Genomic DNA, 14991 nt, shown 5'->3' with positions numbered 1-14991 from the left:
CCGCGTGATGCGGCATCGGACACAAGTCAGGGGATCGCCCGCCATGGGTCGGCATGGCGGGCGGGAAGGTCAGGACAACATCGACTGGCCGATGCGCAGGCTGCTGCGGCGCAGGCGCCAGCCCATCAGGATGGCCGCGGCGGTCAGGCCGACGATCAGGCCGATCCACATGCCCTGCGGGCCCATGCCCAGCCCCAAGCCGAGCCCGGCGCCGAGCGGCATGCCCAGGCCCCAGTACGCGAACATGGCGATGAACATCGGCACGCGGGTGTCCTTCAGGCCGCGCAGCGCGCCCGCCGACAGCACCTGGATGCCATCCGGGAACTGGAAGGTGGCCGCGTACAGCAGCAGGGTCGAGGCCAGGCCGGCCACCGCCAGGTCGTTGGTGTAGACACCGACGATGGCGTCGTGGCCGAACAGCAGCACCGCCGCCGACAACGTCTGCGTGCCCATGATGATCGCGTAGCCGGCCCAGGCGGCACGCCGCACGCCGAAACCGTCACCCCGGCCGACCGCATGGCCGACGCGCACGGTGGTTGCCTCGGCCACGCCCATCGGAATCATGAAGCACAGTTGCGCGACGTTGATCGCGATCTGGTGTGCAGCCGCTTCGTTGGCACCGAGGCGGCCGATCAGCAGCGCGGTGACGATGAACAGGCCGCCTTCCATCAGCACCGTGATGCCGATCGGCAGGCCGGTGCGCAGCAGCTCCCAGATGGCCTTCCAGCGCGGCCCTTCGAAATGCGAGAACAGCTGCAGATGGGCGAAGCGCTTGGTGAACCACAGGTAGGTGCCGAAGGCGATCGCCTGCAGCCACATCATCACCGCCGAGGCGATGCCCAAGCCTTCGGCACCCATTTCCGGGAAGCCGAGCTTGCCGTTGGCCAGCACATAGCCTATCGGTGCCAGCACCAGCAGGCCACCGAAGCCCAGCAGCATGGTCGGCAGCGTCCAGTGCATGCCCTCGCTGAGGTAGCGCATGCAGAAATACAGGGTCAGCGCAGGCCCGCCCCAGCGCACCGCATGCAGGAACGCGGTCGCCCCCGGCACGATGTCCGGCGCGATGCCGAATGCCGGCAGCAGCGGCGGCACCACGGTGAGGAAGGTGAACATGATCAACCCCAGCCCCAGCGCCAGCCACAGTGCCTGGCGGAACAGCGGGCCGATCTCGCGCTCGCGGCCGGCGCCATGCAGCTGCGACACCGAAGCGGTGAGCGAGATCAGGGTGCCGATCGGAATCAGCATCGGCAACCACAACAGCGCCGTACCGATGGTGACTGCGGCAAGGGTCGCCGTGGCGTGGTGGCCGGCAATCACGTTGTCGACGAAGGAGATAAGACCGGTGGACACATGGCCCAGCACGAGCGGCAGGGCGAGCAGACCGGTGGCGCCGACTTCCTTGCTGAAGCGCGGCGTGGAGGTTGCAGTAGACATAAGGTGCTTGACGCGAACTGCGGTTGCGCGCGAAGGGCACAGGCACCGGGTTGCGGGCGCCCATCTTACGCGGGCGGCGCCTGCATTCCCATGACATGGCGTGAATGCTGGGTTTCAGCAGCCCCAAACAAAAAGGGGACGGAGGGGATTAAGTCGCATCCAGCACCAACGGTCCAGAAACGACTTAATCCCCTCCGTCCCCTTTTTTACTGGCCGGCCTGGCGTTTGAGCCAGCTGTCGCGTTCGGCGGCGGGCACGGCGAGGAAGGCGCTGCGCACCGTGTCGCGTTCCTGCGGCGGCGTGCGCTGCGCGACCAGGGTCAGCTGGGCCAGCTGCGCCGGGCTGAGCTGGCGCAGCACGGCCAGCGCGGTCTCGCGCTGTTCCGGCGGCACGAACCCGAACAAGCCATGCAGCTTGGGGAACTCCAGCCCCAGTTGCGGGCCCAGCCGCCATCCGTCGCGGAACGCCTGGTCCTGCTCGCGGAACTGTTGGCGCAGGCGCTGCTGCTGATCGGCGGGCAGCGCATTGAAACGCGCAGCCGCCTGGCGGATGCGCTCGCGCTCCGCTTCCGGCAACGCGCGCCAAGCAGCGTAGTCGGCGCGGCGCTGGCGCTGCTGCTGCGCATCGAGCTGGGCGAATCCGGCAGGCGCCGGGGTTGCAGTGGCCGGTACCGGCGCAGCCGGCGAACTGCCCGGAACCGGGGGCGGCAACGGCACGCTCAGCGATTGCGGCGCGGCAGACAGCGACAACGGCAGGGCCAGCAGCAGGCTGGCGAATACGGACTTATTCATCGGCAGCAGCGGTTTCCAGCGTGGCACTGGCCGGCTCCGGCCGGCTCGGCTTGGATTGCGATTCGTCCACCGGCAGCGGACCGCCCGCGGCAGTCCACGCGTACAGGTCGGCATCGGCTACCAGCGGGTAGTCACGATCGGCCAGCATCGCTGCGTCGTCATTGGCCTGGGCCTGGGTCGTATCCGGTGTGGCGCTGACTTTGCTCGGCGGCAACGCTTCCACCGTCACCGGGCCGGCTTCGCCAACCACGCCCTCCGGCAACGGTGCATCGCTGCCGAACGAATGTCCCTGCAGGTAGCGCCAACCCAGCGCGGCGGCCAGCAACACCGCGACGGTCACCAGCAGGATCAGCGGACCGCGCCAGCGCGGCTTGGCATTTGCACGACGGCGCTTGCCGTTGGCGGCCGCGCGCTCGTCCCGCTGCGGGGCGCGCCAGCTGGAGGTCGGGGCTTCATTGTGGGCGGCAGGTGCAGCCGGTTGCTGCAGCTGCTGCAGGCGCGTGGCCGGCAGGTCACGGACACGGGCCTGTACCTGCTCGGCCAACTGGCGCCAGGCCGAGGCATCGGGCTGGCCTTGGGCATCACGCGGGCAGGCATCGGCCAGCAGGTGCTGGTAGCCGGCCTCATCCTGGTCGAGCACGCGCATGGCGATGCCCTCGTCCAGGCTGCCGCCGACCCGCAGCAGCAGCGCCAGTCGCGGCAGCGGCGGCAGCGCGCCCAGCACGGCCAACGACGGCGCCCACTGCCCGCCCACCGGCTCGCGCAGTGCCTGGCGCTGGCCCAGCAGGGTCCAGAAACGGGTCGGCCACTGCGCCATCGGCAGATCGCTGGCGACCGCCGCAAAGGCGCGCATCACTGCCACCAGGGTCTGCTCGGCTCGCGCGGCATCGCCGCACTGCAGTTCAGCGACCACCAGGGCACGGCGCTCGACGCCGCGCAGGAACGCCGACAGCGCGCCGGCCGCGGTCGAGGAAACAGGGGCGGGCACAGCCGTCATCGGTCACTCCAAAGGTCTGCCGGCATGATAGCGGCAGGCCATCGACGCCCGTAGGACTTGCGCCCACAGGCACTTCGTGCTGCAGGTTGTGCACAGCACCACGCCCCCTCCGGCGAAAACTGTGGCATCGGGCTGAATTCACTCTGTTTCAGCATTGTTTCACACTTAAATGATTGATTTTATTATCTTTTGTTGTGTGGCGATTTTTTGACCAACCCGAGGGTGAGGCCGTCGCCATCAGCCTCCTGCGTGTCCGTCGGCGGGTAACGCACAGTGTTATCCACAGAACATGTGGATAAGACTGAATCTCCAATGGACACCGATATTTAGGTGACATTTATGATTCAACAGAGGCTGGCCGCCCCCCTCTGCCCCCTGCCATTCGCGCGCGCACGGCCCGTTACACTGGCCCGATGCTTTCACCGATTCCGACCCTGCAGGTCGCCCTGCCCGTCCCCCTGCCCCGCCTGTTCGACTACCTGTCGCCGCAGGGCGATGGGCCTGCGGTCGCGGTCGGCTGCCGCCTGAAAGTGCCATTCGGCAACCGCGAGCTGGTCGGTGTGGTGGTGGGTCACGGGCAGACCGACGACGGCCAGGGACTGCGCCAGGCCCTGGCCTGGTGCGACCCGCAGCCACTTCTGCAGGGCGAGCTGTGGCAGAGCCTGCAGTGGCTGGCACGCTACACCCACGCGCCGCTGGGCGAGGTGCTGAGCACCGCCCTGCCCGGCCCGCTGCGCCATGGCGAGGCCCTGCCCGACACCCACCACTGGGGCTGGCAGCTGACTGCGGCTGGCCACGCCCAGCGCGACAAGCTGCGCGCCGGCAGCCGCCCGCGGCAATTGGCCGAACTGCTGGCCGAAGCCATCGTGGATGAGGACGTGCTGGGCGAACGCATGGAGGACTGGCGCACCGCCGCGCGCAGCCTGGCCAAGCGCGAGCTGGCCGAGCGGGTTGCGTTGAGCATAGCCCCCCAGCATGCACAGCCCCTGCCCGGCCCCACGCTCAACCCGGACCAGGCCGAGGCGGTGGCCGCGATCAACGCCGCCGAAGGCTTCCAGTCGTTCCTGCTGGATGGCGTGACCGGCAGCGGCAAGACCGAGGTCTACCTGCAGGCGATCATCCATTGCCTGGCGCAGGGCAGGCAGGCGCTGGTGCTGGTGCCGGAGATCGGCCTGACCCCGCAGACCCTGGCACGCTTCCGCGGCCGCCTCGGCATCGCCGTGCACGCCCTGCATTCGGGGTTGAATGACAACGAGCGCGCGCGCGTCTGGGCAGCGGCCTCACGCGGCGAAGCACGGGTCATCGTCGGGACGCGCTCGGCGGTGTTCACGCCGTTGCCGCAGGCCGGCCTGCTGATCGTCGACGAGGAACACGACGGCAGCTACAAGCAGCAGGACGGCATCCGCTATCACGCGCGCGATTTCGCCCTGGTCCGGGCCAAGGCACTGGGCATTCCGGTACTGCTCGGCAGTGCCACTCCCTCGCTGGAAACACTGCACAACGCCTACGCAGGGCGCTACACGCACCTGCGCCTGAAGCAGCGCGCGGGGGATGCGCGGCCACCGCGCGTGCGCATCCTCGATGTACGCAAGCGCCCGCTGCACGACGGCCTCTCGGCCGATGTGCTGGCCGGCATCGGGGAGCACCTGCAGCGTGGCCAGCAGGTGCTGGTGTTCAAGAACCGCCGCGGCTACGCACCGGTGCTGCTGTGCCACGACTGCGGCTGGACCGCGCCGTGCCAGCGCTGCGATGCGCCGATGACCGTGCATGGCGGCGGTCGTCGCCTGCAATGCCACCACTGCGGTGCGCGGCAACCGGCGCCGCTGGCCTGCCCGGCCTGCGGCAGCCTGGCGCTGCAGCCGCAGGGCATCGGCACCGAACGCCTGGAAGAACACCTCACCGCCGCCTTTGCCGACTTCCCGGTGGTACGCATCGACCGCGGCACCACCTCACGACGCGACGCGCTGGAACAGCAGCTGGCGAAACTGGGCAACCAGCCCGGCATCCTGGTCGGCACGCAGATCCTGGCCAAGGGCCACGACCTGCCCAAGCTGACCCTGGTGGTGGTGGTGGGTATCGACGAAGGTCTGTTCTCCGCCGACTTCCGCGCCAGCGAGAAACTGGCGCAGCAGCTGATCCAGGTGGCCGGCCGCGCGGGACGTGCACGTGACCCCGGCGAGGTCTGGCTACAGACCCATCACCCCGGGCACCCACTGCTGGAAACCCTGGTGAGCGGTGGCTACCACCCGTTCGCGCAGGCCGAGTTGAACCAGCGCCAGGCGGCCGGATTCCCACCGTTCGCGCATCTGGCGCTGATGCGCGCCGAAGCGCAGCAGGTGGAGCACGCCAATGCATTCCTGCTGGCGGCCCGGCAACTGCTGGGTGAGCAGGATGTGGTGGAGGCCTATGGGCCGATGCCGGCACCGATGCCACGGCGCGCCGGCTACCAGCGCACGCAGCTGCTGCTGTCGGCCCTGCAGCGACCGCCCCTGCATGGGGTGCTCGCGCAGCTGGTACCGCAGCTGTATGCGCTGCCGGAAGCACGCAAGGTGCGCTGGTCGCTGGATGTGGATCCAACGGATCTGTATTGAGGGGTCAGAGCCCACCCGTCGGGTGGGATCCGACCCCGAACTGCCCCCGAACGCAGGCGCTTACGTCAGCGGCGACATCACGCCGCGCTGGTAGGCCGGCCGCTCGCGCAGGCGCGCATACCAATCAGCCAGGTGCGGAAGCTCCGGGCGCTGGATCGGCAGTTCGAACCAGGCGTAGATCAGCGAGCCCAGCGGAATGTCACCCATCGCGAACGTATCGCCCGACAGCCATGGCTGCCGGGCCAGGGTGGCATCGGCCATCGCCAGGTAGTCACCGGCGCGGACGATGGCGGCGCTGATGCGCGCTTCGTCGCGGTCGGCCGGCGCGGTGCGCATGATGCCCCAGACCAGGTCGCTGTACAGCGGCGCCATCCGCGACGTGCTCCAGTCCATCCACTTCTCGGCCTGGGCGCGATCCATCGGGTCTTCGGCGTACAGGGTGCCCAGCGCGTAGCGGGCGCTCAGGTAGCGCACGATGGCGTTCGATTCCCACAGCGGCAGACCGTGGTCTTCGATCACCGGCACCAGACCGTTGGGATTCATCGCCTGATACTCCGGCGTCTGCGTGCCACCATGGCTGCCACCGACTTCGATGGACTCATACGGCAGGCCGATCTCCTCGGCGCACCACAGCACCTTGCGGACGTTGCTGGAGTTGCGGCGGCCCCAGATCTTCAACATGCGGGTTTTCCTTGCTGGCAATGCGAGCGGCAACGATACGCCTGATCGGGTGGAGATGTGGGTGCCGGATGCGGAATCTGGCGCTTGCGCGTTGCCGGCCAGCGGCCGGCACTAGCGTCCCTTCTTGGGCAGCGCGCGCACGTAGGATGACTTGCCGTCCTTCTTCAGCTCGAACAGGCCGATCGCTGCCAGCAGATCGCTGAGTTTCCCGTAGCCATAGTTGCGCGGATCGAACGAGGCCTGGTTGCCGATCTGGCTGCCGACCGGCCCGAGGTGCGACCAGCCATCCTCGCCCTCGGCCGAGGACACTGCACGGCGCAGCATCTTCACCAGCCGGGTGTCGCTGCGCATCTCCGCACCGCTCTTGCGCGGGCGCGCGTCATCATTGGCGACGGGCTCGTTCGGGGCTTGCTCGCTCGATGCCTGTTCGGCATCCGGCACGCTGGCATGGGTCTGGCCCAGCGCTTCCAGGTAGGTGAATTTCGAGCACGCGTTGACGAACGGTTCGGGCGTCTTCTTCTCGCCGAAGCCGTACACCTTCACGCCATCGGTCAGCAGGCGCATCACCATCGGGGTGAAGTCGGCATCGCTGGAGACAATGGCGAAGCCATCAAGGTTGCGCGCGTACAACAGGTCCATGGCATCGATCACCATCGCCATGTCCGAAGCATTCTTGCCCTTGCTGTAGGCGAACTGCTGGATCGGGCGGATCGCATATTCGTGCAGCACTGCTTCCCAGCCCTTCAGTCGCGGGCTCTTCCAGTTGCCGTAGGCACGGCGCACGTTGGCCACGCCATAGCGGGCGACTTCCGCCAGGACCTCGTCGATTTTCGAGGCCGGCGCATTGTCGGCGTCGATCAACAGGGCGATGCGCTTTTCCGGTTCGCTCATGGATTCCTCGCGGGCGGTTGCCTGAACCCGAGTATCGCCGATCCACGCGGGCGCTGACGTGACAGGCGGCCGCCGTGCGAAGATGCCAGGCGCTTCCCCCAATGCCCCCACTGGAGTGAGTCGATGAGTCGCGAACGCGTTCCCCACCTGGTCGTTGTCGGCGGCGGTTTTGCCGGTCTCTGGGCCACCCGTGCCCTGGCCCGCGAGCGCATACGCATCACCCTGGTCGACCGCCGCAACCATCACCTGTTCCAGCCGCTGCTGTATCAGGTGGCCACCGCCGGCCTGTCCGCGCCGGACATCGCCGCACCGCTGCGCCACATCCTCGGCCACCAGCGCAATGTGGAAGTGCGCCTGGGCGAAGTCGTGGCCATCGACAAGCAGGCCCGGCAGATCCGCATGGCCGACGGCAGCGCGCTGGACTACGACAGCCTGCTGCTGGCCACCGGCGCCACCCACGCTTATTTCGGCAATGACCAGTGGGCCGATGATGCGCCCGGCCTGAAGACGCTGGACGATGCCATCGCATTGCGCCGCAAGCTGCTGCTGGCGTTCGAGCGTGCCGAGGCCGAACCGGACCCGGCGAAGAAGGCGGCGTGGCTGAGTTTCGCCATCGTCGGCGGCGGCCCCACCGGCGTCGAACTGGCCGGCACGCTGGCCGAGATCGCACGCCACACGCTGCGCAACGAGTTCCGCCACATCGACCCGGCCAGCGCCAAGGTGCGGCTGGTCGAGGCTGGCCCGCGCGTGCTGTCCTCGTTCCCGGAAGTGCTTTCGCTGAAGGCGCGCCGCCAGCTGGAAAAGCTGGGCGTGGAAGTGCTGACCGGTACGCCGGTGAGCGACATCGACAGCCAGGGCTTCAGGCTCGGTGATCAGTTCGTACCGGCACGCACCGTGGTCTGGGCCGCCGGCGTGGCCGCTTCACCGCTGGCGCGCACGCTGGACGTGCCACTGGACCGCGCTGGACGCGTGCAGGTGCAACCGGACCTGACCCTGCCCGGCCATCCGGAGCTGTTCGTGGCGGGCGACCTTGCCGCACTGAGCCAGGCCGACGGCAAGCCGGTACCCGGCGTGGCACCCGCCGCCAAGCAGATGGGCAAGTACGTGGCCGAGGTGGTCCGCGCGCGCCTGCACGGCAAGCCCGAACCCGGCCCGTTCAAGTACGCCGACTACGGCAACCTGGCCACCATCGGCCGCATGGCCGCCATCGTGCACCTGGGCCGGTTGCAGCTATCCGGCGTGCTGGCCTGGTGGTTCTGGCTGGCCGCGCACGTGTTCTTCCTGATCGGCTTCCGCAACCGCATCGTGGTGCTGCTGAACTGGGCGGTGGCGTATTGGAGCTACCAGCGCAGTGCGCGCATCATCTTCGGTGACGACCGCGACGACCGGCGACCGAAGCGGTAGCGCCGTACGCAACGGGGGCGGCTCCCTTTTCTCCGCAAAGGGCTCTGCGCCCTGACGGCACCCCGCACGCATGGCGTGGATCTACCTCGGGCCGCCAGGGCCACGCGGGCGTGACCATGCCTGACAGAAGTCTTCCTTCTTCGCGGTATCGGCAATCTGCGCCGCGCTCCAATGCCGGGTAATCCAGATCGTCAGTGCAGTGCCGCTCAGCTGCCAGCGCAGCATGCCGTGCCGGGGCTGCCGCCACAGGTGGCGGCGGGCAACCCAATAGGCCTCCCGCTCCACCTCGGGCACTTTCTTCTGCATCGCGTCCTTGCCGAACAACTGCGCGGCGAAGCGCCAGGGGTTCATCGGCTGGTATCCCGTTCGCGGTTCACTGCTGCATGCTGCCACACCACTGGGTGCGCGATCGGCCGGCTTCGGCCGACCTTCCACCAGCGCCAGTCCGAGCAGGTACAGAAGGCCAGGCAGCAGTGCGATGCCGGCGACCAGCACGGCGACGGAGATCCATGCTTTGCCGGCGGCACGCATCGATTACTGCGCCTTCGGTTTCGGGTACCACAACGCGTTGACGATGACCCAGCGCTGGTCGAAGCGCCCCATGTGGAAGTAGTCGACGAACCACGGGGTTTCCAGCCGCACCGAGGCCGCGTTGCCGGTCACGTCCAGCACCGTGCAGCGGCGGTCCCATTGATCCTTCGGCGTCTTCAGCGCGCCCTGCCTTGTCAACGAGACCAGCTCCTCCTTCGACATCCGGCGCAGGCCCAGGCGTTCGTCGGGGGTATCACCGAGAACCGCACGCTTGGCCAGGTCCGGGTGCAGGGAACGGGCGACGCGCTGCGGGTCGGCCTCCAGCTGGCCATCGACGTAATCGTGGCAGGTGGCTTCGATGGCCGCGATCGTGGCCGGATCGGCAGCGGGGCTGGTTGATGCGGAGAGCGCGAACAGCAGGGCAACGGTGGACATCCAGGTCTCCAGCGCTGAGGGCTGGCCGATCATGGCATGGACATCGGCCCCCATCCACGCCTGGCGTGGATCTCTACCGGGGTGGCCCCTGCTGCGGCCACAGGCCCAGTTCGGCAACGCCCAGCTGCATGTACATGAAGGCCGCGGCTTCGTCGGACATCGGCTGCCCCTGGGGGAACGTGTCAAGCCAAGCGGTGATGCGCTCGTGCCGATCCTTCAGGGCATCGGCCATCGCCTGCTTTTCCGCGTCGGTCGCCCGCTCCTGCATCTCGTCGCGCAACACGTCATCGCCGATGCCCCACTTTTCCGCCAGCGGGATCAGATCGACCAGATCGGGAGGCACGCGGTCGCGACGCAGGTGGATCGGTTCGGGCACCGTCGGGCCAAAGGCGGCCAGCTCGGCGGCGGTGCCGATCTGCCCATGCTGCAACGGTACCGCCGACGGGGCCTCGGTGCAGGCCTGCAGTGCGGTGCAAGCGATCAATGACAGCATCCAGCAGATCTTCATCGGACGGTTCCCTGCGTCGATGGGTGCAATGAGGATGGCATGACGGGGCCGTGCCCATCTACGCATGGCGCCGATCCCCAATGTAGCGCCGGGCGGCTGCCCGGTTCCCGTTTCGGGCAGCAGGAACAGCCGCCGAGCGTGGGCTCGGCTACAGAAGGCTGGAGTCCAGCGCCTGCAGCCAGGCCAGCTTGCGTTCGCGGGGCTGCTGCTTGAGTTGCCACTCGGCCCGCGACGCGGCGGCCCGGTCCGGGTACTCGCGCACGGCCAGCACGCGCAGCGGCGGCCGGGCCCGGGTGTAGCGCGCGCCCTTGCCGGCCTGGTGGGCGGCGAAACGCGCATCCACATCGGTGCTGATGCCGGCGTAGTAGCTGCCATCGCGGCATTCGAGCAGGTACAGGAACCACGGGCGGAGGGACGGGGCCATGGCCGGATTATGCCGTGCTGCACTGCAGCGGATATACTGGCGCCCGAATGCAGGAGAGAGGCGCCGTGCTGGCGCCCGCCGAAGGCGCAGGCTCCCATGATCGCTCAGGCCGGTGGGCTGGAATCCCACCAACCATGCATTCGACTCGCCGAGCTGGAGAGAGGTCACCGGGCACGCCCGGGACGATCCGCCGAAGGGGCACGCGGCCTACGCCGCTGAACTCTCAGGCAAAAGGACAGCGGGAGCGGCACCGGTCATCGTCATCCCGTCATTGCGCAGGCAGTGGCGGTATACGCGCATGGCCGGCCCCACCGCGCCCGGAGCCTGTCCCATGCTGTTGTCCATCATCTACCTGATTGCCATTTCCGCCGAAGCCATGACCGGCGCACTGTCCGCCGGCCGCCGCCGCATGGATCTGTTCGGTGTGGTCATGATCGCCTGCGTCACCGCCCTCGGTGGCGGATCACTGCGTGACATCCTGCTCGGCCACTACCCGCTGGGCTGGGTGAAGCATCCCGAGTACCTGGGCTTCACCGTCTGCGCGGCGCTGATCGCCACCTGGGTCGCACGCTGGATGCACCACTTCCGCCGCACCTTCCTGGTGCTCGACGGCCTGGGCCTGATCGCCTTCACCCTGATCGGCTGCTCGATCGCCCGCGAAGCCGGCCATGCGATGCCGATCGTGCTGATCGCCGGCATGCTGACCGGCGCATTCGGCGGCGTGCTGCGCGACATCCTCTGCAACGAGGTGCCGCTGATCTTCCAGAAGGAGCTGTACGCGATCATCGCGCTGCTGACCGGCGCGGCCTATCTGTTGCTGCTGCATTGGGGCGTGGCCGATGCCACGGCGATCCTGTGCTGCCTCGGCGGCGGCTTCGCGTTGCGCCTGCTGGCGATCCACTACCGCTGGGAAATGCCGAAGTTCGTGTACCACGACGAAGTGCATTGAGGTTCGCGTCCGCCGGGCCCACACCACCCCGGCGATGTACCTGGCGCTGTCGCTCATGCGCAGCGCCAGGCGCATCGCCGGTGCGGACGAGCCGGTCTCCAACTCCGACCGGCCCTGATCGCGGCCGCACCCCCGCAGGCGCTGGCCACCATCCACACACGTGCCGCACCCAGGCGGCTTCCATCAGGCGGCTTCGGACACCTTCACTTCACGACGGGCGCGCACGGCTGCGGCCAGCCGCTCCAGCACCGTCACGGTGGTGTCCCAGTCGATGCAGCCATCGGTGATGCTCTGCCCGTAGACCAGCGGCTGGCCTTCCACCAGTTCCTGGCGACCACCGACCAGATGGCTTTCGATCATCACACCCACGATGCGCTGTTCACCGTCTTCCAACTGAACGGCGATGTCTTCGATCACCTGCGGCTGGTTCTCGGGGTTCTTCAGGCTGTTGGCATGGCTGGCGTCGATCATCAGGCGCGTCGGCAGCTTGGCCTTGGCCAGCACCTGGCAGGCATCTGCGACACTGCCTGCATCGTAGTTCGGCTGCTTGCCGCCACGCAGGATCACATGGCAATCCGGATTACCGGTGGTCGACACGATGGCGGTGCCGCCCTGCTTGGTGACCGACAGGAAGTGATGCGGGTTGGACGCCGCGCCCACCGCGTCAGCGGCGATTTTTACGTTGCCGTCGGTGCCGTTCTTGAAGCCGACCGGGCACGACAGCCCCGAGGCCAGCTCGCGATGCACCTGGCTTTCGGTGGTACGTGCACCGATCGCGCCCCATGCCACCAGGTCGGCGATGTACTGCGGAGAGATCACATCGAGGAACTCGACACCGGCCGGCAGGCCGAGCTTGTTGATGTCGCGCAGCAGGCCGCGGGCGATGCGCAGGCCCTTGTCGATCCTGAAGCTGCCGTCCAGATCCGGATCGTTGATCAGGCCCTTCCAGCCCACCGTGGTTCGCGGCTTCTCGAAGTACACACGCATGACGATTTCCAGTTCGCCCGCCAGCGCATCGCGCAGCGGCTTCAGGCGTTGGGCGTACTCGATGGCGGCGTTCGGGTCGTGGATCGAGCACGGGCCAACCACCACGGCCAGGCGGTCGTCACGGCCGTGCAGGATCTGGTGCAGGGCCGCGCGCGAAGCGCTGACAGTGTCGGAGGCTTCATCGTCACAGGGCAGCATCGCCAGCAGCTGGGCAGGCGGTGTCAGCGGTTCGATGGTGCGGATACGCAGGTCGTCGGTGTGCGGGGGCATCGGGGGGAGATCTCCGGAACGTTGAGGGTCCCCAGCGTGGCGGCATGAAAAAAGCCGCCAGGTTCGCTGGCGGCTTTCGGGAATGCGTCTGAAGCTTTCTTCAGGGTGAGCGCAGTCCTTCCTCCGCCAGTGGCTTCGGAAAGTAATACCAGTAAAAGCGGGTGGCGGCTGCGTTCATGGGTTGTATTGATAGCACAGCTTCTGCGCAGTGCAAAATGTTTCATCCGCAACTGGAGATGTGGTTCAGCGAAGTGCGTGCCCGCCCTGCTTACGCGGCGGCGGCCACGCAATGCCGCTCATCTGCCATGTACTTCCACATCCAGCAACAGGCCTTCGTGGATGTCGGCCCAGCGCTCCAGCACACGATCCAGCTCCTGCCTGGCCTCGTCCAGCTGCTCGGGGTTGAGCAGGGAACGCGCTGTGTAGAGATCCGAGACCAAGCGCCGCAGCGCCGCCTCAGGGATGGCCACTGACGGCCCCTCCAGCCCCGGCAACTGCAACGCCGGGCTGTCGCCCAGCGGGCCGAACAGCGTCACCTGGAGCTTGCTCTGCATGATCAACTTCCCTGCGGATGGACATGGGCAATCTCCTGTTTACCGCGTCCGGGTGACAGGCGCATGTGCCATGTCCGTTTGGATGGCCCGGGGGCGCCGGCCAGCGGCCGGTACTACCGCAGCGAGCGCATCGCGCGCTTGCGGATGTAGGCATTGGCGTCGCCACCGTGTTCGCACTGCCAGCGCGCGCATAGCCCATGCAGCCACTGCGGCTGTGTCTTGCCGGCATCATTGAGCCAGTTGCCTACCGAGTCCTGTACGTAGCGATCCGGGTCGTCGGCCAGCGCTTCAAGCAGCGGCAATGCATGTTCCGGGTGCTGCTTGAACAGCGCGACATGCGTGGCCCACACGCCGCGCGGGCGCAGTGCTTCGCAGGCGAAGCGTCGCAGCCGGGGTGATGCGTCGTGCGTCCACGGCAGCAGGATCTCAAGCGCCTGCAATGGTGCAGCCACGATATCCGTGCGCAATGCCAGCCATGCCCATTCGCGTACACCAAAGTGCGGATCATCGGCCAGTGGACGCATCGCCTGCAGCTTGGCCGCAAGGGGTGCAGTGCTGTCGCCGCCAATCAGGTAGCAGGCCCAGCCACGCACCGTGTCGGATGCATGCACCTTCCAGTGCGCAGGATCACCCTGCCCGGCTTCGCGCAGCAACCGCGCAGCCAGCGCCATGCGCTGGGTGATTCCCTTGCCTGAGGCATCCCTCATGCGTTGCAGTGCTTCCGGCGCAAGCGCAGGCGCCACCACCTGCAGCAGCGCGCTGAAATCCACTGCCAGGCATTCGGCCAGATGAGTGGCAGCGACGCTGCCGCTATTGAGTGCACGCAGCCGTTCCGCTGGAATCGGCGTGCTCATGCCGCGGATTCCCGCCCGGTGTCCGCGTGCTGCCAGACCTTGCGCAGCAGCCGCGACAACTGCTGCTGTTCATCAGCATCCAGGCCGTTGAACAGGCCACCGATCCATTGCGCATGCTGCTCGAACAGCGCCTCGGCCAAGCGCTTTCCCGGCGCGGTCAACACGATCTGCAGACGACGGCCATCTTCCGCATCAGGGCGACGCTGCAGCAGGCCTTCGCGCTGGAGGCCGTCGAGCAGGCCGCTGATGGTGGCCCGGGTCACGCCAGCACGCTCGGCCAGATCGTGTGGTGGCAGTGTGCCACCGGCCCCGTGCAGCAGGAACAGCACGATGAAGCGACCCTCGCTGAGCCCGTGCGGTGCAAGCCGGGCAGCGCAGTCGCGATCGATCGACGAGGACAACGAGAGCAGCTGGAAGCACAGGCGCAGCTGCGCGATGTTGGCGTGACCGCGCCGCTGCGCTTCTTCCAGCAGGGCACGGTGCTTGGCTTCCAACATGGCTCGCTCCCGTATGATTAGGCGCCTTATCATATGCCGAAAGAAAGCAACCAGGGCAATCAGAACGGTTGTGCACACATAAAAGACCGATCCAGACGATCAATTCGCATTCAAGTACTTGCTTTACATGACAATTCCATCACATGCCTCACCGATTTCCTAGACAAAAGGGACTTGAACTATCGATTTAACG

At 67.5% G+C, this 14991-nt stretch carries 15 protein-coding genes, 1 pseudogene and 2 riboswitches; of the genes and pseudogenes, 3 read left to right on the top strand and 13 right to left on the bottom strand.

Going from position 1 to position 14991, the window contains the following annotated elements:
- Nucleotides 1-69: 69 nt before the first annotated feature.
- The 3 genes from B9Y64_RS06015 to B9Y64_RS06005 form a co-directional block, all read right to left on the bottom strand.
- The gene (locus B9Y64_RS06015; protein ID WP_100439926.1) at nt 70-1434 is read right to left on the bottom strand and encodes an MATE family efflux transporter; all 1365 of its coding nucleotides are present in this window, start codon (nt 1432-1434) and stop codon (nt 70-72) included.
- A gap of 206 nt (nt 1435-1640) precedes the next feature.
- Nucleotides 1641-2225: a DUF3106 domain-containing protein gene (locus B9Y64_RS06010; RefSeq protein ID WP_100439925.1), complete on the bottom strand. Its 585-nt coding sequence runs from the start codon at nt 2223-2225 to the stop codon at nt 1641-1643.
- Nucleotides 2218-3222: a hypothetical protein gene (locus B9Y64_RS06005; protein WP_100439924.1), complete on the bottom strand. Its 1005-nt coding sequence runs from the start codon at nt 3220-3222 to the stop codon at nt 2218-2220. Before B9Y64_RS06005 ends, B9Y64_RS06010 begins: the two co-directional genes overlap by 8 nt.
- A gap of 413 nt (nt 3223-3635) precedes the next feature.
- Here B9Y64_RS06005 and B9Y64_RS06000 point away from each other — a divergent pair, with 413 nt between their 5' ends.
- On the top strand, nt 3636-5813 hold the full coding sequence (locus B9Y64_RS06000; protein ID WP_100439923.1) for a primosomal protein N': 2178 nt from the start codon (nt 3636-3638) through the stop codon (nt 5811-5813).
- Between the two features lie 60 nt (nt 5814-5873).
- Here B9Y64_RS06000 and B9Y64_RS05995 read toward each other — a convergent pair whose 3' ends face one another.
- Together B9Y64_RS05995 and B9Y64_RS05990 are read right to left on the bottom strand one after the other, a co-directional pair.
- Entirely contained in the window at nt 5874-6494 is a 621-nt protein-coding gene (locus B9Y64_RS05995) for a glutathione S-transferase family protein (protein WP_100439922.1), read from the bottom strand.
- A gap of 114 nt (nt 6495-6608) precedes the next feature.
- Nucleotides 6609-7385: pseudogene (locus tag B9Y64_RS05990) on the bottom strand (NYN domain-containing protein); the annotation flags it as partial.
- A 123-nt stretch (nt 7386-7508) separates the two neighbouring features.
- Here B9Y64_RS05990 and B9Y64_RS05985 point away from each other — a divergent pair.
- Complete coding sequence (locus B9Y64_RS05985) at nt 7509-8789, top strand: NAD(P)/FAD-dependent oxidoreductase (protein ID WP_100439920.1); 1281 nt, start codon at nt 7509-7511, stop codon at nt 8787-8789.
- Nucleotides 8790-8870: 81 nt separating this feature from the next.
- Here the strand turns inward: B9Y64_RS05985 and B9Y64_RS05980 are convergent, their stop codons facing one another.
- From B9Y64_RS05980 to B9Y64_RS05965, 4 genes are all read right to left on the bottom strand, one after another.
- A complete protein-coding gene (locus B9Y64_RS05980) occupies nt 8871-9320 on the bottom strand; it encodes a hypothetical protein (protein WP_100439919.1) in 450 nt (149 codons plus the stop codon).
- Between the two features lie 3 nt (nt 9321-9323).
- Nucleotides 9324-9755, bottom strand: coding sequence for a nuclear transport factor 2 family protein (locus B9Y64_RS05975; protein ID WP_100440674.1), 432 nt, complete (start codon nt 9753-9755; stop codon nt 9324-9326).
- Between the two features lie 73 nt (nt 9756-9828).
- Nucleotides 9829-10263, bottom strand: a complete 435-nt coding sequence (locus B9Y64_RS05970) for a hypothetical protein (protein WP_100439918.1) — start codon at nt 10261-10263, stop codon at nt 9829-9831.
- A gap of 148 nt (nt 10264-10411) precedes the next feature.
- The gene (locus tag B9Y64_RS05965; RefSeq protein WP_100439917.1) at nt 10412-10687 is read right to left on the bottom strand and encodes a GIY-YIG nuclease family protein; all 276 of its coding nucleotides are present in this window, start codon (nt 10685-10687) and stop codon (nt 10412-10414) included.
- Between the two features lie 40 nt (nt 10688-10727).
- Nucleotides 10728-10817: riboswitch (glycine riboswitch) on the top strand.
- Nucleotides 10818-10830: 13 nt separating this feature from the next.
- Nucleotides 10831-10934, top strand: a riboswitch (glycine riboswitch).
- An 84-nt stretch (nt 10935-11018) separates the two neighbouring features.
- Here B9Y64_RS05965 and B9Y64_RS05960 point away from each other — a divergent pair.
- Entirely contained in the window at nt 11019-11636 is a 618-nt protein-coding gene (locus B9Y64_RS05960; RefSeq protein WP_005411215.1) for a trimeric intracellular cation channel family protein, read from the top strand.
- A 183-nt stretch (nt 11637-11819) separates the two neighbouring features.
- On the opposite strand, the gene B9Y64_RS05955 is transcribed toward B9Y64_RS05960, so the two are convergent.
- From B9Y64_RS05955 to B9Y64_RS05940, 4 genes are all read right to left on the bottom strand, one after another.
- Nucleotides 11820-12893 carry a 3-deoxy-7-phosphoheptulonate synthase gene (locus B9Y64_RS05955; RefSeq protein ID WP_100439916.1) on the bottom strand — a complete coding sequence of 358 codons (1074 nt, stop codon included), beginning with the start codon at nt 12891-12893 and terminating at the stop codon, nt 11820-11822.
- Between the two features lie 296 nt (nt 12894-13189).
- Nucleotides 13190-13447, bottom strand: a complete 258-nt coding sequence (locus B9Y64_RS05950; RefSeq protein WP_100439915.1) for a hypothetical protein — start codon at nt 13445-13447, stop codon at nt 13190-13192.
- 113 nt (nt 13448-13560) lie between these two features.
- Entirely contained in the window at nt 13561-14301 is a 741-nt protein-coding gene (locus B9Y64_RS05945; protein ID WP_100439914.1) for a DNA alkylation repair protein, read from the bottom strand.
- Nucleotides 14298-14798 (bottom strand): MarR family winged helix-turn-helix transcriptional regulator, encoded by a 501-nt coding sequence (locus B9Y64_RS05940; RefSeq protein WP_100439913.1) that lies wholly within the window; start codon nt 14796-14798, stop codon nt 14298-14300. The genes B9Y64_RS05945 and B9Y64_RS05940 overlap by 4 nt, the downstream gene beginning before the upstream one ends.
- Nucleotides 14799-14991: the final 193 nt, after the last annotated feature.

This window comes from Stenotrophomonas maltophilia (genome assembly GCF_002799245.1).
Taxonomy (GTDB): domain Bacteria; phylum Pseudomonadota; class Gammaproteobacteria; order Xanthomonadales; family Xanthomonadaceae; genus Stenotrophomonas; species Stenotrophomonas maltophilia_S.
The sequence above is the reverse complement of the archived record's forward strand: the minus strand, read 5'-3'. Positions and strand labels throughout refer to the sequence as shown.

Coding starts and splice junctions, on each gene's coding strand:
- B9Y64_RS06015 (WP_100439926.1), bottom strand. CDS start 1,434: ATGTCTACTGCAACCTCCACGCCGCGCTTCAGCAAGGAAGTCGGCGCC.
- B9Y64_RS05965 (WP_100439917.1), bottom strand. CDS start 10,687: ATGGCCCCGTCCCTCCGCCCGTGGTTCCTGTACCTGCTCGAATGCCGC.
- B9Y64_RS05940 (WP_100439913.1), bottom strand. CDS start 14,798: ATGTTGGAAGCCAAGCACCGTGCCCTGCTGGAAGAAGCGCAGCGGCGC.
- B9Y64_RS06005 (WP_100439924.1), bottom strand. CDS start 3,222: ATGACGGCTGTGCCCGCCCCTGTTTCCTCGACCGCGGCCGGCGCGCTG.
- B9Y64_RS05960 (WP_005411215.1), top strand. CDS start 11,019: ATGCTGTTGTCCATCATCTACCTGATTGCCATTTCCGCCGAAGCCATG.
- B9Y64_RS05980 (WP_100439919.1), bottom strand. CDS start 9,320: ATGCGTGCCGCCGGCAAAGCATGGATCTCCGTCGCCGTGCTGGTCGCC.
- B9Y64_RS06000 (WP_100439923.1), top strand. CDS start 3,636: ATGCTTTCACCGATTCCGACCCTGCAGGTCGCCCTGCCCGTCCCCCTG.
- B9Y64_RS05970 (WP_100439918.1), bottom strand. CDS start 10,263: ATGAAGATCTGCTGGATGCTGTCATTGATCGCTTGCACCGCACTGCAG.
- B9Y64_RS05955 (WP_100439916.1), bottom strand. CDS start 12,893: ATGCCCCCGCACACCGACGACCTGCGTATCCGCACCATCGAACCGCTG.
- B9Y64_RS05995 (WP_100439922.1), bottom strand. CDS start 6,494: ATGTTGAAGATCTGGGGCCGCCGCAACTCCAGCAACGTCCGCAAGGTG.
- B9Y64_RS05950 (WP_100439915.1), bottom strand. CDS start 13,447: ATGCAGAGCAAGCTCCAGGTGACGCTGTTCGGCCCGCTGGGCGACAGC.
- B9Y64_RS05975 (WP_100440674.1), bottom strand. CDS start 9,755: ATGTCCACCGTTGCCCTGCTGTTCGCGCTCTCCGCATCAACCAGCCCC.
- B9Y64_RS05945 (WP_100439914.1), bottom strand. CDS start 14,301: ATGAGCACGCCGATTCCAGCGGAACGGCTGCGTGCACTCAATAGCGGC.
- B9Y64_RS05985 (WP_100439920.1), top strand. CDS start 7,509: ATGAGTCGCGAACGCGTTCCCCACCTGGTCGTTGTCGGCGGCGGTTTT.
- B9Y64_RS06010 (WP_100439925.1), bottom strand. CDS start 2,225: ATGAATAAGTCCGTATTCGCCAGCCTGCTGCTGGCCCTGCCGTTGTCG.